Below are 22,485 nucleotides of genomic sequence, written 5' to 3' on the forward strand. Positions count from 1 at the left end.
CGGGGCTGTGCGATGACCGGAACGACCGGTTCGGACGGCTCCACCGGCTCGACCGCCGTCGCGGCGGTGGACCTCGGTGCGGCCAGTGGTCGGGTGATGCTGGCGGAGGTCGGCCCGGCCGGCGTGACCCTGACCGAGGTGCACCGGTTCGACAACGGGCCGGTCCGGCTCCGCGACACGCTGCACTGGGACGTGCTCCGGCTGCACGCCGAGACCCTTGCCGGGCTGCGGGCGGCGGCGGCCCGCCGGTCCGACCTGGCCAGCGTCGGGATCGACTCGTGGGCGGTGGACTACGGGCTGCTCGACTCGACCGGCGCGCTGGTCGGCAATCCGGTGCACTACCGGGACCGGCGTACCGACGGAGTGCCGGAGCGGGTCGTCGGGGCGCTCGGCGCCGACTATCTCTACCGGACCACCGGGCTGCAACTGCTGCCGTTCAACACGCTCTTCCAGCTCACCGCCGAACTCGGTACGCCGGCGCTGGACCGGGCGCAGACGATGCTGCTCATCCCGGACCTGCTCGGCTACTGGCTGACCGGGATCGCGGGCAGCGAGGTGACGAACGCCTCCACCACCCAGCTGCTCGACGTGCGTACCCGGGAGTGGTCGACCGAGCTGATCGCCCGGGCCGGCCTGCCCACCCGGCTCTTCGGGCCGCTGCGCCGGCCCGGCGACCGGGCCGGCGAGCTGCGCCCGGAGGTCCGGGAGGCGGTCGGCGTCGACCGGGCGGTGCCGGTGACCGCGGTCGGCTCGCACGACACCGCCTCGGCGGTCGCGGCGGTGCCGGCCGACGGAGACCGGTTCGCCTACATCTCCTGCGGCACATGGTCGCTGGTCGGCGTCGAGCTGCCGGCGCCGGTCCTCTCCGAGCAGAGCCGGGCGGCCAACTTCACCAACGAGGCCGGGGTGGACGGCACGGTCCGGTACCTGCGCAACGTGATGGGGCTCTGGCTGCTCCAGGAGTCGCTGCGGGTGTGGCGGTCGCGGGGGGTGGCCGGCGACCTGACCGAGCTGCTCGCCGCCGCCGCCCGGCAGCCGGCGCTGGCCGCCGTGGTCGATCCGGACGACCCGGACTTCCTGCCGCCCGGCGACATGCCGGCCCGGCTCGCCCGGGCCTGCACCGAGCGGGGACAGCCGGTGCCGGAGGGGCCGGCGGCGATGACCCGGTGCATCCTGGACAGCCTCGCCCTGGCGCACCGGGTCGCGGTGCGCCAGGCGCAGCGGCTCAGCGGCCGGGACGTGGACGTGGTGCACGTGGTCGGCGGCGGTGCCCGCAACGAGCTGCTCTGCCAGCTCACCGCGGACGCCTGTGGACTGCCGGTGGTGGCCGGGCCGGTGGAGGCGACCGCGCTGGGCAACGCGCTGGTGCAGGCCCGGGCGCTCGGCGTGGTCTCCGGTGGGCTGGCCGAGCTGCGGGCGCTGCTGCGGCGTACCGGATCGCCCCGGACCTACCGGCCGGCCGCCGGCGGCGAGGCCGCGTGGCGGGCGGCGGCGGAGCGGGCCGGCCTGGCCGACGGCTGACCCGTGGGCCGACGAGCCATCTCGGGACCGGCGAAATACGCCCATCGCAGCATTCATCTGTTAAGAAGGGACTTACTGGACACGCTCGCGCCCGGAGGTTGACAGATGGCGACGGAGACGCGGCCACGATCCCGAGGGAAGCTCGCGGCTCCGCCCGGCCATCGGGCGGACCTCACCGGACTCCGGGGCCTGGCGATCGGGTCGCTGCTGCTCGGCACCGCCGGTCCCGCCGTCGTCCCGGGCGGCTTCGTCGGCGTCGACATCTTCCTCGTGCTCGCAGGCTTCCTGGTCACGGGCGCCCTGCTCAACCAGTGGCGCCGCACCGGACAGCTCGGCCTGGCCAACTTCTTCGCCCGCCGGGCCCGCCGCGTGCTGCCGGCCGGCACGCTGGTGCTCGCCGCGTCGCTGCTGCTCGCGCTGGTCTGCCTGCCGCGTGACCGGTGGTCCGCGACCGGCTGGGACGTGTTGGCCGGCGCCGGGTACGTCCTGAACTGGCGTCTCGCCGCCCAGGGTGGGCAGGCGGTCACCGCGGACGGCACGGCCGGCCTGGTGGCCCACCTCTGGGTGGTCGCGGTCGCCGCACAGTTCGTCCTGCTCTGGGCGGTGCTGCTGACCGGCGTCGCGGCCTGGGTGCTCCGCCGTGGCCGGTTGCTCGCCAGCCCTCTGCTGATCGCCGCCGGAGTGCTCGTGGTGGGCTCGTTCGCCTGGTGCGTGGCACATACCGCCGCCGAACCCGGTCGGGCCTTCCTGGCCACCACCACCCGGATCTGGGAACCGGCCCTCGGTGCCTCGCTCGCCGTGATCGGGGCGCGCCTGGCCGGCCTCCCCCGGCGCCTCGGCCTCCTGCTCGGCTGGGCAGGCCTGGCCGCCCTGGTGACGGCCGTCCTGACCCTGCAGCCCGGGCCGGCGTATCCCGGATACCTCGCCCTGCTGCCCGCGCTCGGCACCGCCGCCATCATCGCCGGTGGCGCCGCCGGCCGGCCCGTCCACTCCAGCGACACGGCAGGCGCGGCACGCATGGCCGGCGCCGCGGGTGCGGCGGGCACGGCGGCGCCTGGCCTGGTTCACCGGATGCTCGGGGCGCGACCGCTGCGCGCGGCGGGCGCGGTCAGCTATCCGCTCTACCTGTGGCACTGGCCGTTGCTGGTCGCCGCCCGGGCACGCTTCGGCGACCTGCATACCGCGGCCGAGATCGGCGTACTCGGCGGCGCCGTCCTCCTCGCCGTCCTCACCCACCGGTACGTCGAGCGGCCGCTGCGCGGCGGCGTCCTCGACGGCTGGTCACCCGGGTATGTGCTTCGGGTCGGCACCCTGCTGCCCGCCGCCGGCGCACTCGGCGGGCTGCTGTTCCAGCTCATGGCCTGGCCGCCCGACCGGCCGGCCCCGCCGCCCGCCGCGCTGGCGCCGATCACGGCCGCCGCGACACCGTCGGCAACGGCACCGGGCGCCGCCGCGCTCGGCGACTCCCCCCGGACGAGCCAGGCCGGCGTGCCGGTCGACCGGGTCGGTTCGATGACTCCGGAGCCGGCCGAGGCCGACAGCGACCTGCCCGACGTCTACCGGCACAGGTGCTTCTCCGCTGCCACCGGCAGCCAGGCCCGGGCCTGCGTGTACGGCGACCGGTCCGCCTCGTTCACGATCGCGCTGGCCGGCGACACCCATGCCGCGAGCTGGGTTCCCGCGCTCCAGGCGGTCGCGGAGGCGAAGGGCTGGCGGTTGATCACCTACCTGCGGCCGAAGTGCCCCTTCCTCGACGTGCCGGTACTCGTCGGAGACGAGGCGCAGCAGCACGCCTGCGCCGAGTGGTACCGCAACGTCCGCGCCGAGCTGACCGGGCCCGAGCGGCCCGGCCTGCTGCTGACCAGCGGTTCGCTGTACCGGCCGATGGCCGGTGGCCGAGGTTTGAGCGGGGAGGCGGCACACCGGGCTCTGGTCGGCGGCATGCGCCGGACCTGGTCGGCGCTTTCCGCCACGGTCCCGACGGCGGTGCTGCTGGACATTCCGGTCCTCGAGTCCGCGGCAGCAAGATGCGTGGCGGCGAACCCGAAGCGGCTGACCCGATGCGCCACCGACCGCGAGGACGCGCTCGTCGCCAGTGCCAGGGCCACCCAGATCGAGGCCCTGGACGACCTGCCCAAGGTCGGGGCGATCGACCTGACCGCCGCCATCTGCCCCGCCCGGCGGTGCGCGCCGGTCATCGGCGGAGTGCTTGTCTACCGGGACGACCAGCACCTCACCGCCACCTACGCCCGCACCCTCGCGCCACGGCTGCGCAGCGCGCTCGACCGGGTCGTCACGCCGTCCGCCCGGCGGCGCTGATCGCCTCGCTGCACACCTCCAGCCGAGAGTCCGCCGGCCTCTACGACTCGGGAGCGGTCACCGCGCACGAGAGCGAACGCAAGACGATCGCCCACCCCGTCGTCGACCCGGTGACTCTGGACTGCGACGTGTCGACGACGCCGGCCCGCACCCCGGCGGACAAGGCCGGGCCGGCGACGCTGCCGCGACGCGGAGTCCTCAGTCGAGGCAGAACTCGTTGCCCTCGACGTCCTGCATCACCAGGCACGACTCGTTGACGCCGTCGGCGGTCAGCAGCCGCACGCGTTTCGCGCCGAGCGGGACCAGGCGGGCGCACTCGGCCTCAAGGGCGGCCAGGCGCTCTTCACCCACCAGCCCGGTGCCGACCCGCACGTCAAGATGCACCCGATTCTTCACGACCCTGCCTTCGGGCACGCGCTGAAAGAACAGTCGCGGGCCCGCACCCGAAGGATCAACGCACGCGAACGCCGAACCCTGACGTTCGGGCGGCAGCGCACGATCGAAATCGGCCCAGCTGGCGAACCCCTCCGGCGGAGGGGGTACGACGTACCCCAACACCTCGCACCAGAAACGCGCGACACGCTCAGGATCCGCGCAGTCGAAGGTGACCTGGAACTGCTTGACCGACGCCATCGGACCACCATAGAGGTACGCGGCCCCTCACCGGCTTCTCGGGCCCGCCCCTTGGCCCGCCCTGGCCCGATTCGGGAGCGGTCCCCCCGACCGCCGTGGGGTGGCGAAGGCGCCCCGATCCTCGCCCGGCGGCTCGCACCACCGCTTCGGCCAGCTTCGAGCGGATCCCCCCGGGGGTTGCCGGGGACCAACCGGTAACCGACCGGGGGCCGGAGGCAGTCCCACCGGCCCCACCGAAGCTGGCCGGGGTGGCCTGGGCCGACGACAGGCCGGGCCAGGCAGTCGGGGGCCGCGCCGGAGCCGTCCGTGCCGGAGGTCCGGGGGTCGCGTGCGAGCTGCGGGCGGGGCTGACCGCGTCCCATCCCCTATTCCCCTAACCCGGCCCGGGACGCCCGACCCGACCGGTTAGGGCGAGAACCCGGGACCGTCCCCGATGTCCGGTACGCGGCCGACGCCGTACGGTCGTTGCCAGGTCTGGGGCGACATGCCCAGATCATTCCGCCCAACCCCCTTTGAGGAGATCGTTCACGTGGAATCGGCACCGACCGTGGAGACCCCCGCCCCGGCTGCTCCGGCCCCCGCTCCGGCCCCGGCCCCGGCCCCCGAGGCGACTCCCGACGTGGATTCGACCCCGACCCTGCACGACTTCGTGGTCAACCTGATCACGGACGTTGACCTGCGCGCCGCGTACGAGCTCGACCCGACCGGCACCCTGGCCAGCGTCGGACTCTGCGACGTGGTTCCGGGCGACGTCGCGGAGGTTATCCCGCTGGTCGTCGACTCCGTACCGCTGCAGGGCATCACCGACCTCAGCGCGGTGGAGAGCCTCGGCCTCGGCTCGCTCAGCCTCAGCCCGACCAGCGTCGTCGGCCAGGTGCAGACCGTGGCCAACCAGTTCACCGCCGGGGTCTACAGCACCAGCGCCGACGTCAACGTCGCCGGCCTCGGTGCGGTCAGCGTCGACCCCAACGGCCTGGAGGTGGGCGTCAGCTCCGCTCTGCCGGTGCTGGGCCTGGACAGCGGGCTGAAGGTGGACCTGTCCGGCGTGCACGACGTCGCCGACAGCCTCGACTCGACCGTGCTCGGCGCGGCCGGCGGTGTCGACACCGTCGACGGTGTGCTCGGCACCGCCGACTTCGCCGCCACCACGGTGACCTCCACGGTTGCCGGCACCACCAGCCTGGTCGGTGCGGGTGACCTGGGCAACGTGGTCGACCTGGGCAACGTCGCGGGCCTGGGCAACGTCACCGACCTGGGCAACATCGCGGACCTCGGCACCATCACCGACCTGGGCAACGTCGCCGACCTGGGCAACGTCACCGACCTGGGCGGGGTGGCGGACCTCGACGGCACCGTGGCCGGCGTGACCGGCACGGTCGGCGGGGTCACCGAGACCGTCGACGGGACGCTCGGCAGCATCGGCCTGGACGGCGTCACCGGCACCGTCAGCGGCGTGACCGACCTGGCCGACACCAGCGACCTGAGCGGCACGGTCGGCGGGGTCACCGGCACCGTCGACGGGACCCTGGGCAGCGTGACCGGCCTGGTCGGCGGCGCCGACCTCGGCGGCGCGACCAACCTGCTCACCGACGGCGTGCTCTGAGGCGCATCCCCGCACCACCGCGCACCTGCACCACGGCGGCGCTGTCCGGGCCAGAAAAGGCCGGTCCGGGCAGCGCCGCTCGGCTTTGCCGGCCCCCGCCGCCTCGGTCCGCTGTGGACCCGCCGATTCTTCTCCGCATTTTTCCGCCGCCGGCCCGGTCACCTGTACGTCAGAGCCGTCATGCGGACCCGGAACGCCTCTGACGTACAGCAGCTGGACGGTGGCGGGGAGTCGTTCGGTCTTGCACGGGGGCATCGATGGTGGTGCCCCCGTCCAGGATCGGACGGGGGCACCACCGTGTGCCGGTGTGCGGCGCTCAGCCCAGCTGGTTCTTGGCCTCGTCGACCACCCGCTTGGCGCCCTCGGCCGCCGGGATCCGATCGAAGATCACCTCGTCGTAGATCCGCTGGAACTCGGCCTTGACCGCGCCACCCCCCTTGGGCTGCGGCGGCGGGGTCGGCAGCAGCTTGTCGACGACCGACTGCTCGAACTCGTAGACCAGCTTGTCGTTCGGGGAGAGGCTCGGCGCGATCGCGTCTCGCACCTTGGCGTTCGCCGGCATGCCACGGGAGACCGCCAGCACCTTGCCCGCTTCCACGTCGTTGACGAGGAAGTCGACAAGCATCGCCGCCTCCTTCGGGTGCTCGCTGCGCTGGGCGACGCTGTAGGCCATCGACATCGCCGCGATCATCCCCCGCTTCGGGGTGTCGCTCGGCATCGGCGCGATCGCCAGCGGCGCCCCGTACGCGCTGACCATGCCGGTGAAGCTGGAGTCGTAGTTGACCTCGCCGGTCACACCCTTCTTGATCAGGGAGGAGTTCGTGATCGAACCGTCGAGCTGGGTGGTCAGCGCCGCCGGTGCGAGCGCGCCCACGGCCCGCATCTGACCGGTCATCGTCCAGAACTCGGTCAGCTCCGCCTCGGTGAAGCCGAGCTTGCCGTCGTCGGTGTAGATCGCCTTGTCCCGCTGGCGCAACCAGATGTCGAACCAGTCGATGGCGAAGCCGAAGTCGCCGAAGCCGGCGACCTTGCCACCGCTGTCCTGGCTCAGCTTCTGCCCGGCGGCCTGCATGTCCGCCCAGGTCCATTCCGGGGTCGGAGCAGCGACGCCGGCCTTCTCCCACAGCGCCGGGTCGTAGAAGACGCCCTGGGTGTTCTGCGCGATCGGGATGGCGTACGTCTCCTCGCCGACCTTGCCGGCCGGCAGCAGTGTCGGGGTGATGTCCCCGACCTTCAGCGTGCCGTCCTCGATGTACTCGGTGAGGTCGCGCAACGCGTTGCGGTCGGCGTACTCCCGCAGGTACGCCCGGTCCATCTGCACCACGTCCGGCGCGTCCCCACCGGCGATCTGGGTGGAGAGCTTCTGGAAGTACGCGTCGAAGGCGCCGAACGACGTGTTCACGGTGATGTCCGGGTGCTTCGCCTCGAACAGGTCGATGGCCTGCTCGGTCACCTTGGCCCGGTCCTCGTTGCCCCACCAGGTGAAGTTGAGCGTGACCGGACCGTCCGAGGCGTCGTCACCGTCGCCACAGGCGGCCAGCGGTAGGACGAGCAGCGCCGCCGCGGCGAGGGTGGCGGCCCTCGCGGCGCGGCGTACGCGTCGGTTGTGCACCATGGAAGATCTCCTTCCCAGGAGCGCCTGGCGGCCGGGGGTGCCGGGACGTCGACAGGAAAACGCTTGCCTGAACGGCGCAGAGGTGCCTGAGGCGGGCAGGAGCGAATCCTCGGTCGACGTGGGCCAGGTCGCAGGGGCGGTAATTGACGGTGGCAGGTAGTGCGGTACGGCAATGAAACGATCCAACAGAACGGGACGCTAGGTGTGACGTGGGCCGCTTGTCAAGAGACGACACTTCTGCGGGGAGGGCTCCACCTGCGGTAACGCGGGAAAACTGGCCGGCCCCGGCGGAACCGTTATCCGAACGGAATCTCCGGCTTCGGCGGCCGGATCACCACTCGTCGTGGGCGGCTCGCCGCCGGCGCCGAGCAGGCGCGAGCTCCGGCTCGGGAAGTGGGCTCCGGAACCGCAGCCGAAGCAGCAGGCCGGCGCCGAGGAAGAGCATCAGTGCACCGGCCGCGAAGCCGAGCTCGGTCAGCCCGATGCCGCCCCCACCCGCGTTGGCGGTGGCCACACCCCCGCCCGAACCGCCGTCCACCGAGGCGCCGTCCCCCGAGCCGCTGGCGCGCCCGTCCGGTCCCTCCGCCAGGGCCGGAGAATCCTCGTCCACCGGCTCGGTCGGCTCCGCCTGGACCGGCTCGGTCGGGCTCGCCGTCGCCCCGCCGGAGGCGGACCCGGCCCGCTCCGGTGTGGTCGGTGCCGGCGCACGCCCCTGCGGTGCCGCCACGTCCCGCCCGCCCACCACCTCCCGGGTGGCGCCCTGCCGGTCCAGCAGCCGGCCCTCGGCGTCGAACGCCTCGACCGTCAGCACGACCCGCCCACCCGCCGCCGCCGCGTCGACGGCCAGCCGGTACTGGGCGGTGACCGTACGGTTCCGGCACAGCGTGCCCGGGTCCAGTTCCCGGTCGGTGAGCCGGGCGCCGCCGCCCTCGCCCCGCACCTCCGTCGGGAACGTGCCGGTCTGCTCGACCCGGTCGACCCCGATCTGGTCGAGCCGCAGACCCTCGGTGCGCAGCACCAGCGACCAGCGCACCTTACGGCATCCACCGCCCAGGCTGGTCGAGACCACCGCGGTGACGGTCTCGGCGCCGCGGCCGGCGACGAACCGTCCGGGCAGTTGGGTGATCGCGGTGTCGAAGCCGGGCGCCGCCTCCGCCGGAACGGCCGGCAGCGCCGCCCAGCCCGCCGTCGCACACACGAGCGTGGCCCCGAGCCGGGTCGCGAGCCGCCACACCGTCATCACCACCGTCGCCGTCCACGTCCGTCACCACCTACCCGGTCGACGCTATGGGCCCCGACCGGCAGGCGAAAGACTGGCGTATCAGCACCATTCAGCAATGAAAGCGGCCCTCTTGACGCCGAGTACTGAACCGGTTACCCGATCGTCGCGACACGCCCGGACGCGGGGACCGCACGGCGCGAAGAAATCGGACCGGCGGCCGAGGCGGCAGGGGCGGTCCGGCCAGGGCTGGCGCGCGCCGTCTCGGCCGCTACCGGCACAATCGGCGACTGTGACCGAGAGCCCGGCGGACTTCGTCCGCACGTACGCCCCACTGGCCCCGGTCGCGGCGGTGCCCGAGATCCGGCTGCACCAGGCGGCCGAGCCGATCGGCCTCTGGGAGCTGACCGAGGGCGAGTTCCGCAGCGAGCAGCCGCCACCGTTCTGGGCCTTCGCCTGGGCCGGCGGCCAGGCACTGGCCCGCTACCTGCTCGACCATCCGGAGACGGTCGCCGGCCGGCAGGTGCTGGATCTCGCCGCCGGCTCCGGGCTGGTGGCGATCGCCGCCGCCCGGGCCGGCGCCGCCCGGGTCCGGGCCGTCGACATCGACCCGGTGGCTGCCGCCGCCGTCGAGGTGAACGCCGAGGCCAACGGGGTCGCCGTGACCGGCGACGTCGGCGACGTCCTGGACGGCGACCCGGGCGGCGCAGAGGTGGTGCTGGCCGGCGACGTCTTCTACAGCCAGGCGATGGCGCGCCGGATGCTCCGGTTCCTGATCCGGGCGTCCCGGACCGGCGCCCGGGTGCTGGTCGGCGATCCGGAGCGGGCGTACCTGCCCCGCGACCGGTTCGAACCGCTGGCCGGCTACGACATACCCGTCACGGTCGCCCTGGAGAGCGTGCCGGTGAAGCACAGCCGGGTCTGGGAGCTGAAGGTCACGCCCGGTGCCGGCGGCACCGCCGGGCGGGACCGCACTGGTTAGCGTGGTCGCGTGCTGTTCCGTAGTTGGCAGGGGGCGGTGGAACGGTCCTGGCCGGACGTGGTCCGGCTGCCGGACCACGTCGGCGTCGAGCACCTGCTGGTGACCAGGCACGCGCTGGTCCGCCAGGTGCTCGCCGATCCCGACACGTTCCGTCCGGACAACGCCCTGGACGCGATGACGCCGATCCCGGTCGCCGCGCTGCGGGTGCTGGCCAGGCACGGCTTCCGGCTCCCGGCCACGCTGGCCAACAACGGCGGCCCGAGCCACCCGGCGATCCGGGGCATCGTGGCCGAGGCGCTGCACCCCCACCGGGTCGCCGCGCTCCGGCCCTGGCTGACCGCCGTCGTGCGGGAGCGGGTCGGCCGGCTCGACGCCGCGCTCGACGCCGGCAACCCCGTCGACCTGTACGCCGACCTCGCCGCCGATCTGCCGCTGGTGGTGCTGGCCCGGCTCGTCGACCTGCCGGCGGCGCCGGCCGAGGTCGTCAAGGAGTTCACCCGGGCCGCCCTGGAACTCTTCTGGGCACCCGTCGATGCCGACCGGCAGCGCGTACTGGCCGAGGTGGTCGGCCGGTTCCACGCCGTACTGCGGGAGTTCGCCGCCACCGGGACCGGGCTGTCCGGCGAGCTGCGTGCCGCCGGCCATCCTCCGGACGTCGTCGTCGGGGCGCTGTTCTTCCTGCTGGTCGCCGGCCAGGAGACCACGTCACAGTTTCTCACCCTGCTGCTGCACCGGCTCAGCGACAGCCCGGAGGTGCTCGCCGGGCTGCACGCCGGCACGCTGGAGGTCGAGGACGTGGTCGAGGAGGGGCTGCGGCTGGAGCCGCCGATCGTCACCTGGCGGCGGGTGGCCACCCGGGACACCGAGCTCGCCGGCACCGCCGTACCGGTGGGGACCAGCGTGGTGCTCTGGCTGGCCCGCGCCGGGCGCGACCCCGCGGTGTTCGCCGCGCCGGAGGCGTTCGTCCCGGGTCAGCGCGGTTCCCGCCGGCACCTGGCGTTCGGCGCCGGGGCGCACCGCTGCGTCGGTGCGCAGCTCTCCCGGCTGGAGGCGGCGGTGGTGGTCGCGGAGACGGCGTCGCTGCTGGCCGGCGTTACCGTCACGCGGGCGCCCTGGTGCCCGGACAACCTCTCGTTCCGGATGCCGGACGCGCTGGTCGTCACGCGCCGCTGACTCCTCGGCACCCTGTGTCGACACCTCCACGACGAGGTCCGCCGCGAACGGGGCGGGCCGACGGCGCGGGTCCCCCGGCAGGGCGGCGGGGCCGCTGGCGTGGGGCACCGCCGGTCGCGCCGGCCGCCCGGATCAGCGCCGGTCGCGCCGGCCGCCCGGATCAGCGCCGGTCGCGCCGGCCGTCGATCTCGACGCCGCGCAGATAGAGCAGGACGATAAGCGCACCGCCCACCACCAGGCAGATGTCGGCGACGTTCCCGACGAAGAAGCCGGCGTAGTCGATGAAGTCGACGACGTGCCCCCGGGCGAAGCCCGGGGCCCGGAAGAGCCGATCCAGCAGGTGCGTCGCGGCGCCGCCCAGGACCAGACCGAGCGCGACCGCCCAGACCCGGTTGCGCACCTTCCAGGCGGCCCGGGTGATCGCGGCGACGGCGACCGCGGCGACGATGGTGAAGATCCAGGTGACCCCCGTGCCGATCGAGAAGGCCGCGCCCGGGTTGTAGAGCAGCCGCAGGCTGAGCAGGTCACCGAGGACTGGGAGGGGCTCCCGGCCGGTGAGCGCGGCGACGGCCCAGAACTTCGTGAGCTGATCGACCAGCACGACAACCACGGCCAGGGTGAGCACCCGGGGATACCACCGGGTGGTGCCGGGCGGCCGGACCGCCTCCGGCCTCGGCGAATCCGCCTCGACCTGCTGCATGACAGGAGACCTCCAGCACCCACGGCTGCCCGGACGGACCCCAGCCTACGTCGCGGAGCCCACCGGTCCGGAATCCGATCACACCAGCGCTCAGGCCGTCAGGCCCGCCTCGTACGCGATGATCGCCGCCTGCACCCGGTTGCGTACGCCTAGCCGGGTGAAAATGCTGCTCAGATAGCTTTTCACCGTCCCCTCGACCAGGAAGAGCCGCTGCCCGATCTCGGCGTTGGAGAGCCCGGCGCCGACCAGCGCCAGCACCTCCCGCTCCCGCTCGGTCAGCGACTCGATCCGCTCCCGGGCGGCCGGTGCCCGAGCCAGCAGCCCGGCGCCGAGCTCGATCACCCGGCGCGCCACCACCGGCGACAGGTACGCCGCCCCCTCCGCCGCCGCCCGCACCCCGGCGATCAGCTCACGCGGATCACCGGACTTGAGCAGGAAACCGCTCATCCCCTCGCCGAGCGCCCGGACGATGTAGTCGTCCTCGCCGAAGGTGGTCAGCATCACCACGGCGGTCTCCGGCACCAGCCGGCGGATCTCCACTCCGGCGGCGAGCCCGTCGAGCCGGGGCATCCGGATGTCCAGCAGCGCCACTCGGGGCCGGTGGGCCCGGACCAGCTCGACCGCGTCCCGCCCGTCGGCGGCCTCGGCGACCACCTCGATCTCCGGGTCGGTGGCGAGAATTGCCCGTACCCCGGCCCTGATCATCGCTTCGTCGTCGGCCAGCAGGACAGGGATCACACTCGCTCCTCAACTCGGGAATGTCGGCTCGCTCCGGAGGCCGGACATCAACTCGGGACGGCCCCGGTCTCTGCAGGCCCGGCGCCGGAACGGCCCGGGGTCAGCCGGAACGGCCCGGGGTCAGCCGCCGAGGCGGTTCTTGACCACGAGTCGCCCGTCCAGGAAGCAGACCTGGTAGATCACCTGCCCGAACGGGAAGGCACCGTCGGAATAGAACTCGCACCTGGCACCCGACGGCACCGCCCGCCGGGCCGCCTCCTCCGGCGCCAGGACCTGCCGCTGCGGCAGCAGGTGTCCCAGCTCGGCCCGCTCCTGGCCGAGCTGGAGCTCCTCGAACCGGTCGCTGTCCAGTACGGCGCGGAAGGTCGCGAGCGGGTAGTAGGCGAGCACCAGCAGGACGCCGATCGCCACCGGAACGGTGACCGCCGCCAACAGGCTGCGCCGGACCCGCTGCCGGGCGGAACGCAGACGGTGCGCGGTAAGCGCCCCGACCGGCCAGGCCGCCGGGCCGGTACCCTCCGGCAGCCCGCCCTCCCGCTCCGCATACTCTGCCGGGCCACCTCCGACCGCCGCCGGCCCGACCGGGTACGCCGCAGCGGGCGGCTCGGCGGCTCCCTCCGGCACGAGCCGAAGAGCGGCAGAGGCGGGAGAACGGAGCGGGGCGGAGGCGGGATAACGGAGCGGGGCAGGAGCGTCGCCGTGTCCGGCCGGCGACCGGTGCCCGGCCGGCAACTCGGCGTACACCTCGAAGCCGTCGCCGCTGGGGCCGGCCCGCAGCCTGCCACCGGCAAGGCGTACCCACTCGTCGAGCCCGACCAGGCCGGAGCCGGCGCTTCCGGCCCGGGGCGGCGGTCCGGCCGGTGGCCGGTCGTTGCCGACCCGTACGCAGGTCCGGTGGGCGCCGTAATGGAGCGTCACCGTCACGGCCGCTCCCGGCGCGTGCCGGGCCGCATTGGTCAGCGCCTCCCGGACCACGGAGTAGACCGCCCGCTCCACCATCGCCGGCGTGGCGCTCTGCGGGGCGGGCGCCGGAGAGTCCCCCTCGACCAGCAGGTGTACCGCCATCCCGGCGGATCGGGCCCGCTCGACGAGGTCGTCCACCCGCTCCCCCGCCGGCCGGATCGGCGCCCGTTCGTCGTCGTCCCGCAGCACCCCGATAACCTGCCGGAGCCGCTCGGTGGCGAGGGCCACGCTGGCCCGCAGCTCCCCCGCGGCCATCCGGTGCCGCCCGGCCAGGTCCGGCGCCATCTCCAGGGCGCCCGCGCGCAGCGCGATCAGGCTCAGGTCGTGGCCGAGCGAGTCGTGCATCTCCTGGGCGATCCGGGCCCGCTCCCGCATCCGGATCCGTTCGGCCGCCCCGCGCTGCTCCCGCTCCAGCAGGTCGGCCTGCTCCCAGCCGGCCAGCACCAGCGCCCGGTGCTGCCGGTGGTAGCGGCCGACCAGCCACGGAAAGACCCCACCGACCAGCAGCGTGCCGGCGAGCATGAACCAGATCTCCGCATCGGTGCCGAGCAGGCCGAGGTTGATGGCGCTGCCGCCGAGCCCGATCCCGGTGAAGACCAGGGCGGCCGGACCAGGACGGCGCTCGCGGAGACCGACCAGGTAACTCAGCACCGGCATCGCGAACATGAAGTTGCCGTCACCGGCCGTCGGCAGCACCACCAGGACGAGGCCGAGCAGCGGTGCCCGGCGGCTCGCCAGCACCGCGGCCCCGACCAGGAGCACCGAGCCGGCGAGCCGGAGTGGATACCAGGATGGGTGCGGCGGGGTGAGCAGCGCGATCACGATCGGTGCCGACAGCACCGCCCAGAGAACCAGGTCGAGGACCAGGTCACGTGGCCGCGGCGGTGGGCCGAAGCGCCGGAAGACGGTCCGGATCGGGGATGGGGGTCGTGCCCACCGACGGACCGGGGACGCGGGCCCGGCCCATCCGCGGACCGGGGACACGGGGCGTCCCGGCGCCGCCTCGGCTGCCCGGGTCATCACCCGGCCAGGCTACAAGCCGGCCGGCCCGGCGGTTACCACCGAACGTCAGTAGTCGCCCCCTGGTGGCGGCGAGGCTCCCCGCCCCTGCTGCGGTCGCCTGGCACCGCCTAGCTGACCTCCTCGGCCCAGGCGCGCCAGTCGTCGAGCACGCCGTAGAGCGCCGGGGTGAGCCAGCCCGGTGCGGAGCGCCGGAACACGCCCGGCTCCATCGTGCCGGCACCGTCCGGCAGCGCGCCGACCATGGTCGGGACCAGCTCCCGCAGGTTGGCCCAGTGCACCAGCTCGGGCTCGGCCGGCCACGCCCCGAGCACCACGCCGGCCGGCACGGCGCGCCGGTCCAGTGCCTCCAGGGTGAGCGCGGTGTGGTTGAGCGTGCCCAGCCCGGCGCGGGTGACCACGACCGCCGGGGCGCCGATCGTCACCGCCAGGTCGGCGAGGGTCCAAGCCTCTCCGGACGGGCGCAGCCCCATCGGCACCAGCAGCCCGCCGGCCCCCTCGACCAGCACCAGGTCGTGCTTTTCGGCGTCGGCCCGGATCTCGTCGGCGACCGCGTACAGCTCCAGCGGCTCGGCACCGGCGACCCGGGCCGCGGCGAGCGGTGCCAGCGGCTCGGGATAGCTGATCAGGGTGCGGGCGGTCATCGGCGCGGCGAGCCGGTTCACCGTGTCGATGTCGGGTTCGACGCCGGTCGCCGTGCCGGTCTGGCCGGGCTTGAGGACCGCGACCCGCAGGCCCGCGGCCTGGGCCGCCGCGGTGATCGCCGCCGTGACGACCGTCTTGCCCACGTCGGTGTCGGTTCCGGTGACCAGGATCGGCCCTCGCCACGCCACGCCGCTCACCGTCGATCACCCGGCACCACATCGCCCGGCACCACATCGCCCGGCACCGCATCGCCCGGCACCGCATCACGCGGCACCGCATCACCCGGCACCGTCACGCCCGCCGCCGACCTCGCGGGCGCCGTCGCACCCGCTGCCGACCGAGCGGGCACGATCGCTGCCGATCCCTCCGCAATCACGGTCTCGGTCACGGTCTCGGTCTCGGTCACGGTCACGGGGCACACTCCACGATCACGTCAAGGGCCCGGTCGAAATCGGAGCGGTCGATGCCGACGTTGATGGTCAGCCGCAACCGGGACCGGTTGTCGGGGGTCGACGGCGGGCGGAAGCATCCGACCACCACACCCCGGTCCCGGCAGTCGGCCGCCCAGGCCACGGCGGTCTCCGGGCCGGGCGCGGTGACCGAGACCACCCCGGCGGCCGGGCGGGAGACCTCCAGCCCGGCGGCGCCGAGCCGACGCGCCGCCGCCGCGGCCCGGTCGGCCAGCTCGACCCGGAGACCGTCACCAGCCCGGGCCAGCCGGGCGGCGGCGAGAACCCCGGCGGCCACCGCCGGTGGCGGCGCGGTGTCGTAGATGAAGGTACGACCGGTGTCGATCAGGTGCCGGACCAGTTCGGCCGGCCCCGCCACCAGCCCGCCGGCCCCGCCGAGCGCCTTGGAGAGCGTCGCGGTCACCACCACGTCGGGCTCACCGGCCAGCCCGGCGCCGGCCACCGCGCCCGCCCCGGCCGGACCGAGCACCCCGAGCGCATGCGCGTCGTCGACCAGCAGCAGCGCGCCGTGCCGGCGGGCCACCGCGTGCAACTCGGCGAGCGGGGCGAGGTCGCCGTCGACCGAGAAGACCGACTCGGTGACCACCACCGCCGGCCGGCCCGGCGCTCCGGCCAGGGCCGCCTCGACGGCGGCGACGTCCAGGTGCGGGGTTACCCGGCTCTCCGCGCCGGAGAGCTTGCAGCCGTCGATCAGCGAGGCGTGGTTGTGCGCGTCCGAGACCAGCAGGGTGCGGGGCTGCACCAGTGCCCGGACCGCGCCGAGGTTGGCGAGGTAACCGGAGGAGTAGACCAGCGCTTGCCCGGCACCGAGCCAGTCGGCGAGGCAGGACTCCAGCGCGTGATGGGCGTCGGTGGAACCGCGTACCAGCCGGGAGCCGGTGGCGCCGAGTCCGTACCCGGTCAGCGCCTCGGCCGCGGCGGCGGTGACCACCGGATGCCGGGCCAGCCCGAGGTAGTCGTTGCCGGCGAGATCGGTGACCTCCTCGGTCGTGCTTCTCGGTCGCAGCCGGCGGCTGAGACCGGCCTTGGCGCGCAGCCGCGCGCGCCGGTCCAGGCCCTCCAGCCAGCTCGGCACCGCCACTCCCCACACTGGTCCGCGTCCGCCCGTGGGCGCTGTCGGAAACCCGATCGGCGGGCGCCGTCCTCCTCCACCGGTCCAACCGGTGCCGGTGCGTGTCCGGTCCAGATCGGTGGCCTTCCGGCGCCGCCCGTGCGACCGCCTCGACCGGCGAAAATACCATCCGGCGCGCTTGCCGGCGGCCCGCCGGGCCGGCCGCGCCACGACCGGTCCGGCGGGGCGCGGAGCTGCTCCACCGGCATGCCGCATCCGGGCAGGTGGCCCGGGTCGGCCCGCATCGACGGGCGGTCCGCCTTGTAGGGTACGACCCATGCCAGACATCCTCGACCGGGCACGCACCCAGGTGCTCGACGGTGGTACGGGGCTCGACGAGGCGGGCGTGCTCGACGTGCTGCGACTGCCCGACGAGCAGCTCTCCGCCGCGCTCCAGCTCGCCCACGAGGTGCGGATGCGCTGGTGCGGTCCGGAGGTCGAGGTCGAGGGGATCGTCTCGCTGAAGACCGGCGGCTGCCCGGAGGACTGCCACTTCTGCTCCCAGTCCGGCCTCTTCGCCTCGCCGGTCCGATCCGTCTGGCTCGACATCCCGTCCCTGGTCGAGGCGGCGAGGCAGACCGCCGCCACCGGGGCGACCGAGTTCTGCATCGTCGCCGCCGTCCGGGGTCCGGACGAGCGGCTGATGAGGCAGCTGCGCGAGGGCGTCGCCGCGATCCGGGCCGAGGTGGAGATCCAGGTCGCCGCCTCGCTCGGCATGCTGACCCAGGCCCAGGTCGACGAACTGGTCGAGATGGGTGTGCACCGCTACAACCACAACCTCGAGACCTGTCGTTCCTACTTCCCCACGGTGGTCAGCACGCACACCTGGGAGGAGCGCTGGGAGACGTTGCGGATGGTCCGCGCCTCGGGGATGGAGGTCTGCTGCGGCGGCATCCTGGGGCTCGGCGAGACGGTCGAGCAGCGCGCCGAGTTCGCCGCGCAGCTCGCCGAACTGGACCCGCACGAGGTGCCGCTGAACTTCCTCAACCCCCGGCCAGGCACGCCCCTCGGCGACCAGCCGGTGGTCGAGCCGCGCGACGCGCTACGCGCCATCGCTGCCTTCCGGCTCGCGATGCCCCGGACCATCCTCCGGTACGCCGGCGGCCGTGAGATCACCCTCGGCGACCTCGGCACCCGGGACGGCCTGCTCGGCGGGATCAACGCGGTGATCGTCGGAAACTACCTGACCACGCTCGGCCGCCCCGCCGGCGAGGACCTGGCGCTGTTGGACGAGTTGAAGATGCCGGTCAAGGCGCTCTCGGCGACGCTGTGACGACGACGCCACCGGGAAGGGCGGACGTCGTGGCGGCGCCACCGGAGGACGTCGTGGCGGCGCCACCGGAGGACGTCGTGGCGGCGCCACCGGAGGCAGCGGAGACCGGACCGGTCGCGGAGCCGGCGGGCTGGTGCGACCGGTGTGGCGAGGCCGCCGGCACCGGCACGCACGACGCCTGCCGGAGCGCACGGGCCCTGGAGCCGCCGCGCTACTGCCCCCGGTGCCGGCGTCGGATGAAGGTGCAGGTGTTTCCCTCCGGCTGGTCGGCGCGCTGCGTCGAGCACGGCGGGATCGCGTCCGAGAGCTAATCGACGACAGCTGATCTCCAACGTCCGCTCGTCAACCGACTGAATCCGGCCGCTGATCCCACCCAACATTGACACTCTTTATTAAAGAGTGTTACCTATTACTGCCGGCCGGCGGCTGACCCTCGATCCCGTCCAGAGAGGGAGATTCCGCATGTCCTCCACCCGTACGGCGGTCACCAACCGCCGGAGACCGCCGCGCCGCCACGATCCGGTCCCGGTCCGGCTGCTCGCCCTCTGCCTGACCGCCGCCGGCGCGGTCGCCATGGCGGTCGCCGGCCCACAACCGGCGGCGTACGCCGCCAACGAACCGGTCAACGTCTGGCTGACCAGCACCTCCGACTCCGGCGGCCGGACGGTGACCCGGGGCCTGCAACAGCAGTCCCCGATCGCCTTCGCCGCCTCCAGCCCCGGGGCGACGCACACCATCACCGTCAACGAGAACACCCGCTACCAGCAGTTCGAGGGTGGCGGTGCCTCGATCACCGACACCACCGCGTACCTGTTCCGGGGCGGGCCGATCAGCGCGGCGACCCGGGACACGGTGATGCGCCGGCTCTTCTCCCCCACCGACGGGATCGGGCTCTCCTTCGTCCGCAACCCGATCGGCGCCTCCGACCTGTCCCGACCCGGCCACGTGTCGCTGGACGACACCTGCTGCGACCTGACCGACTTCGGCGCCAACGGCTACGACACCAACGTTCGGCTACTCACCGCGCAGGCGAAACAGCTCAACCCGGCGCTGCGGGTGAAGGGCGTGCCGTGGAGCGCGCCGGGCTGGATGAAGGACAACGGCCGGATGGACCAGATGGGCTGGTTGAAGTGGGAGTACTACCCGACGTACGCCCAGTACTTCGTCAAGTACGTCCAGTCGTACCAGGCCGCCGGAATCCCGGTGAACTACGTCTCGGTGCAGAACGAGCCGAACTGCTGCCAGGCGGGAAACCCGACCGCGATGAACTACCCGGGGATGAGCTGGAACTCCTCCGGCCTGCTGGAGTTCACCAAGAGCCACCTGCTGCCCGCCTTCCGGGCCGCCGGTATCACCACAAAGGTGATGGTGCACGACTGGAACTACGGCGACTGGGGCCAGATCGGCAGCGGGATCGTCGCCGACGCCGCCCTGCGCAACGATCCGCTCTTCGCCGGCATCGCCTGGCACGGCTACGCCGGCAGCCCGAGCGTCGGCTCCCAGGTGCACGCCCAGTATCCGTCGGTACGCCAGTTCAGCACCGAGCACTCCGGCGGCACCTGGATCGGCAACCAGCACAACGAGGATCTGGCCGACATCGTCAACTACACCCGGAACTGGAGCGGCAGCGTCGTCAAGTGGAGTCTGGCGCTCAACCAGCACATGGGCCCGCACAACGGCGGCTGCGACGTCTGCACCGGGCTGGTCACCGTGCAGGAGGGCGGCGCCCGGGCCGGCCAGGTCGACTACACCATCGAGTACTACACGACCGGGCACCTGACCAAGTTCGTCCGGCCGGGGGCGTACCGGATCGACTCGACCGCGAACGGCACCGTGCCGAACGTCGCCTGGATCAACCCGGACGGCTCCAAGGCACTGATCGCGCACAACGGCGGTACCGGCAGCCAGTCGATCCGGGTGGTCTGGGGTGGACAGTCGTTCACGTACACCCTGCCGGCCCGGACCACCGCGACCTTCACCTGGTCCGGCAGCCAGTCCGGCGACGGAGGCGGCGGCCGGACCGGCCAGATCGTCGGGCTCGCCGGCAAATGCCTGGACGTGGCCGGTGCCAACAGCGCCGACGGTACGACGGTGCAGCTCTACGACTGCAACGGCAGCGCGGCCCAGCAGTGGACCCTGGGCACCGACGGCACCGTGCGGGCGCTCGGCAAGTGCCTCGACGTCCGGGACAACTCGACCGCCAACGGTGCCCGGGTGCAGATCTGGAGCTGCACCGGCGGCGCCAACCAGCGCTGGACCGCCACCGCCGGCCGGGATCTGACCAGCGCCAGCGCCGGCAGGTGCCTGGACGTGCTGGACAACAACCCGGCCAACGGCACGCCGACGCAGCTCTGGACCTGCACCGGCGCCGCCAACCAGAAGTGGACCGTCCCCGCCTGAGCAGAAGGGTTAGGCGGGGGCCCTTCTACGACAGAAAACGATAAGAAGGGCCCCCGCCTTTCACAGCGGCGTGTTCTCCTGGCGGAGGCGCGACGAGCCGCTGCCGACAGACCAGCCGGCCACCCAGCGGCTCCCGCTCGCCGCCCGGGTCCGGTCGGTCAGGTGATACCAGTCCATCCGGCAGTGCTGCGGGGTCACCTCGACCACCCCGTAGCCGTGCCCGTCCAGCTCGGTCCAGCGCACGTGCGGGTTGGTCGACCGGATCAGGCTGACGCCGAGTCTGCTCAGCGCGTTGCCCGCCGGCAGGTTGAGGAAGTCGTCGACGTTGTCGCTGGTCACCGACGGCACGACGAACTCCGCGGCGGCTGGGTTCTGGCTGCCGGTGGACCGGGTGGTCAGCTCGTTGGCCCAGGACGTGTGGATGTCGCCGGTGAGGAAGACGACGTCGCGGGTGTTGTTCGCCCGCAGGTGGTCGACGAGTTCGTTCCGGTCGGCGTTGTAGCCGTCCCACTGGTCGGCGTTGAGCACCAGGCCGTTCTGCGGGATGCCGAGCAGCGCGCCGAGGGGGCCGAGTAGCCAGGACGGCAGCGCGCCGACGTCCAGGCGGGCGATCATCACCGGGTTGCCGACCAGCTTCCACTGCGCGGTGGAGGTCGCCAGGCCGCTCTTGAGCCAGGACATCTGGTCGTCGCCGGTGATCGTCCGGGCCGGGTCGTCGACCCCCGTCCCCGACGACTGCTCCGAGCGGTAGGTCCGCAGGTCGAGCATTGACAACTCGGCGAGGCGACCGAACCGCAGCCGCCGGTAGATCCGCCCGTTCGGGCCGGTCCGCACCGGCATCCACTCGAAGTACGCCTGCCGGGCGGCGGCCAGCCGGGCTGCGAAGCTGCCCTCGGTCGCCGGGGTGTGGTTCTCCGCCCCGTCGGACCACTGGTCGTTGGCGACCTCGTGGTCGTCCCAGGTGATCGCCCAGGGCACGGCGGCGTGCAGCGCCCGCAGGTCCGGGTCGGTCTTGTAGAGCGCGTGCCGGATCCGGTAGTCGGCGAGGGTCAGCACCTCGTGCACGGGCCGCACGGCGCGGACCACGCTGCCGCCGGCGTCGAACTCGCCGGTGCCGTACTCGTACAGGTAGTCGCCGAGGTGGACCACCAGGTTGAGGTCGCCCCGGTCGGCCAGGTGCCGGTATGCGGCGAAGTAACCGGCCTCCCAGTTGGAACAGGAGACGACGCCGAGGCGGAGCCGGTCGACTCCGGCCGTCGGAGCCGGTGCCGTCATGGTCCGACCGGTCGGCGACCAGACGCCCTGGTAGCCGAATCGGTACCAGTAGGTGGTCATCGGGGCGAGCCCGGACACCTCGACCTTGACCGTGTGGTCCCGGGTCGGTCCGGTCTGCTGGGTCCCGCTGGCCGCGATGCCGGCGAAGTCCGGATCCGTGGCGACCTGCCAGGCCACCTCGGCGGCGGGACCGATGCCAGAGCCGGGCTGCGCCTCGGGGATGGGGGTGAGGCGGGTCCAGAGCAGGATCCCGTCGGGCAGCGGGTCGCCGGACGCGACGCCGTGCAGGAAGGTCGTGGCAGCGGCCGCCCGGGCCGGATCGGCGAGGGCGGAACCGGCGAGTACGGCCGTGCCGGCGGAGGCGCCGGCGAGTCGCAACAGGGAACGACGATCGAGGGGGGTATCCGTCATGTCCTCTGTGTCTAGTAGGGTGCCGGCCGGCCTTCACCCCGTTTCCGGTGAACGTTGGGGGTCCGCAGCGGGGCAGCAGGTCGACGTCCCGGGTCGGCGTACGGTCCGGGGCCGACGGTCGCCACCTACCGCTCGGCCTGAGTCCGGGGTGACCACGCGAGCCGCAGCCGGCCCTGTTACGCGCCGTCGACCTCCCGGCTGACCGATTCGACCGGCTGCGCCGGGAGATCGGGTTCGCCGCCGGTGTCGCGGCGAACCTCGTCGGACTGGCCCAGCTCGCCGACGCACCGGTGACCGGCCGGCCGGGCGCGATCGCGCTGCTGGTCGAGGCGGCGGTCCTCGCCGAGGCCGACGGCGCCCGCGCTGCGCTGGCTCCAGGAGGCCCGCACCCAGATCCACGCCGCCTGATCCGGG

General features: G+C 73.5%; 19 protein-coding genes. 8 read left to right on the top strand and 11 right to left on the bottom strand.

What is annotated here, in order from left to right; genetic code table 11:
* Positions 1-12 precede the first annotated feature (12 nt).
* On the top strand, positions 13-1,521 hold the full coding sequence (locus tag ACN28C_RS28355; RefSeq protein WP_422770574.1) for a rhamnulokinase: 1,509 nt from the start codon (positions 13-15) through the stop codon (positions 1,519-1,521).
* A gap of 105 nt (positions 1,522-1,626) precedes the next feature.
* Positions 1,627-3,840, top strand: coding sequence for an acyltransferase family protein (locus ACN28C_RS28360; RefSeq protein WP_422770575.1), 2,214 nt, complete (start codon positions 1,627-1,629; stop codon positions 3,838-3,840).
* 198 nt (positions 3,841-4,038) lie between these two features.
* Here the strand turns inward: ACN28C_RS28360 and ACN28C_RS28365 are convergent, their stop codons facing one another.
* Positions 4,039-4,473, bottom strand: coding sequence for a VOC family protein (locus ACN28C_RS28365; RefSeq protein ID WP_422770576.1), 435 nt, complete (start codon positions 4,471-4,473; stop codon positions 4,039-4,041).
* A 529-nt stretch (positions 4,474-5,002) separates the two neighbouring features.
* On the opposite strand from ACN28C_RS28365, the gene ACN28C_RS28370 reads away from it, so the two are divergent.
* Positions 5,003-6,076: an IniB N-terminal domain-containing protein gene (locus ACN28C_RS28370; protein WP_422770577.1), complete on the top strand. Its 1,074-nt coding sequence runs from the start codon at positions 5,003-5,005 to the stop codon at positions 6,074-6,076.
* Positions 6,077-6,392: 316 nt separating this feature from the next.
* Here the strand turns inward: ACN28C_RS28370 and ACN28C_RS28375 are convergent, their stop codons facing one another.
* Both ACN28C_RS28375 and ACN28C_RS28380 read right to left on the bottom strand, forming a co-directional pair.
* A complete protein-coding gene (locus tag ACN28C_RS28375; RefSeq protein ID WP_422770578.1) occupies positions 6,393-7,691 on the bottom strand; it encodes an ABC transporter substrate-binding protein in 1,299 nt (432 codons plus the stop codon).
* A gap of 331 nt (positions 7,692-8,022) precedes the next feature.
* Complete coding sequence (locus ACN28C_RS28380) at positions 8,023-8,931, bottom strand: hypothetical protein (protein WP_422774834.1); 909 nt, start codon at positions 8,929-8,931, stop codon at positions 8,023-8,025.
* 271 nt (positions 8,932-9,202) lie between these two features.
* Between ACN28C_RS28380 and ACN28C_RS28385 the strand changes: the two genes are divergently transcribed.
* Together ACN28C_RS28385 and ACN28C_RS28390 are read left to right on the top strand one after the other, a co-directional pair.
* Entirely contained in the window at positions 9,203-9,892 is a 690-nt protein-coding gene (locus ACN28C_RS28385; protein ID WP_422770579.1) for a class I SAM-dependent methyltransferase, read from the top strand.
* Between the two features lie 9 nt (positions 9,893-9,901).
* Positions 9,902-11,065, top strand: a complete 1,164-nt coding sequence (locus ACN28C_RS28390; protein WP_422770580.1) for a cytochrome P450 — start codon at positions 9,902-9,904, stop codon at positions 11,063-11,065.
* Between the two features lie 160 nt (positions 11,066-11,225).
* Here ACN28C_RS28390 and ACN28C_RS28395 read toward each other — a convergent pair whose 3' ends face one another.
* The 6 genes from ACN28C_RS28395 to ACN28C_RS28420 form a co-directional block, all read right to left on the bottom strand.
* Complete coding sequence (locus ACN28C_RS28395) at positions 11,226-11,765, bottom strand: signal peptidase II (protein WP_422770581.1); 540 nt, start codon at positions 11,763-11,765, stop codon at positions 11,226-11,228.
* Positions 11,766-11,855: 90 nt separating this feature from the next.
* Positions 11,856-12,503, bottom strand: coding sequence for a response regulator (locus ACN28C_RS28400; protein ID WP_422770582.1), 648 nt, complete (start codon positions 12,501-12,503; stop codon positions 11,856-11,858).
* A gap of 120 nt (positions 12,504-12,623) precedes the next feature.
* On the bottom strand, positions 12,624-14,306 hold the full coding sequence (locus tag ACN28C_RS28405; protein WP_422770583.1) for a sensor histidine kinase: 1,683 nt from the start codon (positions 14,304-14,306) through the stop codon (positions 12,624-12,626).
* Positions 14,307-14,596: 290 nt separating this feature from the next.
* A complete protein-coding gene (gene bioD / locus ACN28C_RS28410; RefSeq protein WP_422774835.1) occupies positions 14,597-15,301 on the bottom strand; it encodes a dethiobiotin synthase in 705 nt (234 codons plus the stop codon).
* Positions 15,302-15,324: 23 nt separating this feature from the next.
* On the bottom strand, positions 15,325-15,543 hold the full coding sequence (locus tag ACN28C_RS28415) for a hypothetical protein (RefSeq protein ID WP_422770584.1): 219 nt from the start codon (positions 15,541-15,543) through the stop codon (positions 15,325-15,327).
* Positions 15,540-16,676, bottom strand: coding sequence for an 8-amino-7-oxononanoate synthase (locus ACN28C_RS28420; protein WP_422770585.1), 1,137 nt, complete (start codon positions 16,674-16,676; stop codon positions 15,540-15,542). Before ACN28C_RS28420 ends, ACN28C_RS28415 begins: the two co-directional genes overlap by 4 nt.
* A 313-nt stretch (positions 16,677-16,989) precedes the next feature.
* Between ACN28C_RS28420 and bioB the strand changes: the two genes are divergently transcribed.
* The 3 genes from bioB to ACN28C_RS28435 all read left to right on the top strand — a co-directional run bounded on the left by bioB (position 16,990) and on the right by ACN28C_RS28435 (position 20,385).
* Complete coding sequence (gene bioB / locus ACN28C_RS28425; protein ID WP_422770586.1) at positions 16,990-17,985, top strand: biotin synthase BioB; 996 nt, start codon at positions 16,990-16,992, stop codon at positions 17,983-17,985.
* A 77-nt stretch (positions 17,986-18,062) separates the two neighbouring features.
* Positions 18,063-18,296: a hypothetical protein gene (locus ACN28C_RS28430; RefSeq protein WP_422774836.1), complete on the top strand. Its 234-nt coding sequence runs from the start codon at positions 18,063-18,065 to the stop codon at positions 18,294-18,296.
* A gap of 151 nt (positions 18,297-18,447) precedes the next feature.
* Positions 18,448-20,385: a lectin gene (locus tag ACN28C_RS28435; RefSeq protein WP_422770587.1), complete on the top strand. Its 1,938-nt coding sequence runs from the start codon at positions 18,448-18,450 to the stop codon at positions 20,383-20,385.
* A 60-nt stretch (positions 20,386-20,445) separates the two neighbouring features.
* On the opposite strand, the gene ACN28C_RS28440 is transcribed toward ACN28C_RS28435, so the two are convergent.
* Together ACN28C_RS28440 and ACN28C_RS28445 are read right to left on the bottom strand one after the other, a co-directional pair.
* On the bottom strand, positions 20,446-22,071 hold the full coding sequence (locus tag ACN28C_RS28440) for an alkaline phosphatase D family protein (RefSeq protein WP_422770588.1): 1,626 nt from the start codon (positions 22,069-22,071) through the stop codon (positions 20,446-20,448).
* A gap of 176 nt (positions 22,072-22,247) precedes the next feature.
* Entirely contained in the window at positions 22,248-22,460 is a 213-nt protein-coding gene (locus ACN28C_RS28445) for a hypothetical protein (protein ID WP_422770589.1), read from the bottom strand.
* Between the last annotated feature and the right edge of the window lie 25 nt (positions 22,461-22,485).

Source organism: Plantactinospora sp. WMMC1484, assembly GCF_049315195.1.
Classification (GTDB): domain Bacteria; phylum Actinomycetota; class Actinomycetes; order Mycobacteriales; family Micromonosporaceae; genus Plantactinospora.

Bases quoted from the DNA above. Each gene is read 5' to 3' on its own strand.
- ACN28C_RS28395 (WP_422770581.1), bottom strand. From the start codon at position 11,765: ATGCAGCAGGTCGAGGCGGATTCGCCGAGGCCGGAGGCGGTCCGGCCG.
- ACN28C_RS28375 (WP_422770578.1), bottom strand. From the start codon at position 7,691: ATGGTGCACAACCGACGCGTACGCCGCGCCGCGAGGGCCGCCACCCTC.
- bioB (WP_422770586.1), top strand. From the start codon at position 16,990: ATGCCAGACATCCTCGACCGGGCACGCACCCAGGTGCTCGACGGTGGT.
- ACN28C_RS28435 (WP_422770587.1), top strand. From the start codon at position 18,448: ATGTCCTCCACCCGTACGGCGGTCACCAACCGCCGGAGACCGCCGCGC.
- ACN28C_RS28440 (WP_422770588.1), bottom strand. From the start codon at position 22,071: ATGACGGATACCCCCCTCGATCGTCGTTCCCTGTTGCGACTCGCCGGC.
- ACN28C_RS28365 (WP_422770576.1), bottom strand. From the start codon at position 4,473: ATGGCGTCGGTCAAGCAGTTCCAGGTCACCTTCGACTGCGCGGATCCT.
- ACN28C_RS28360 (WP_422770575.1), top strand. From the start codon at position 1,627: ATGGCGACGGAGACGCGGCCACGATCCCGAGGGAAGCTCGCGGCTCCG.
- ACN28C_RS28355 (WP_422770574.1), top strand. From the start codon at position 13: ATGACCGGAACGACCGGTTCGGACGGCTCCACCGGCTCGACCGCCGTC.
- ACN28C_RS28380 (WP_422774834.1), bottom strand. From the start codon at position 8,931: ATGACGGTGTGGCGGCTCGCGACCCGGCTCGGGGCCACGCTCGTGTGT.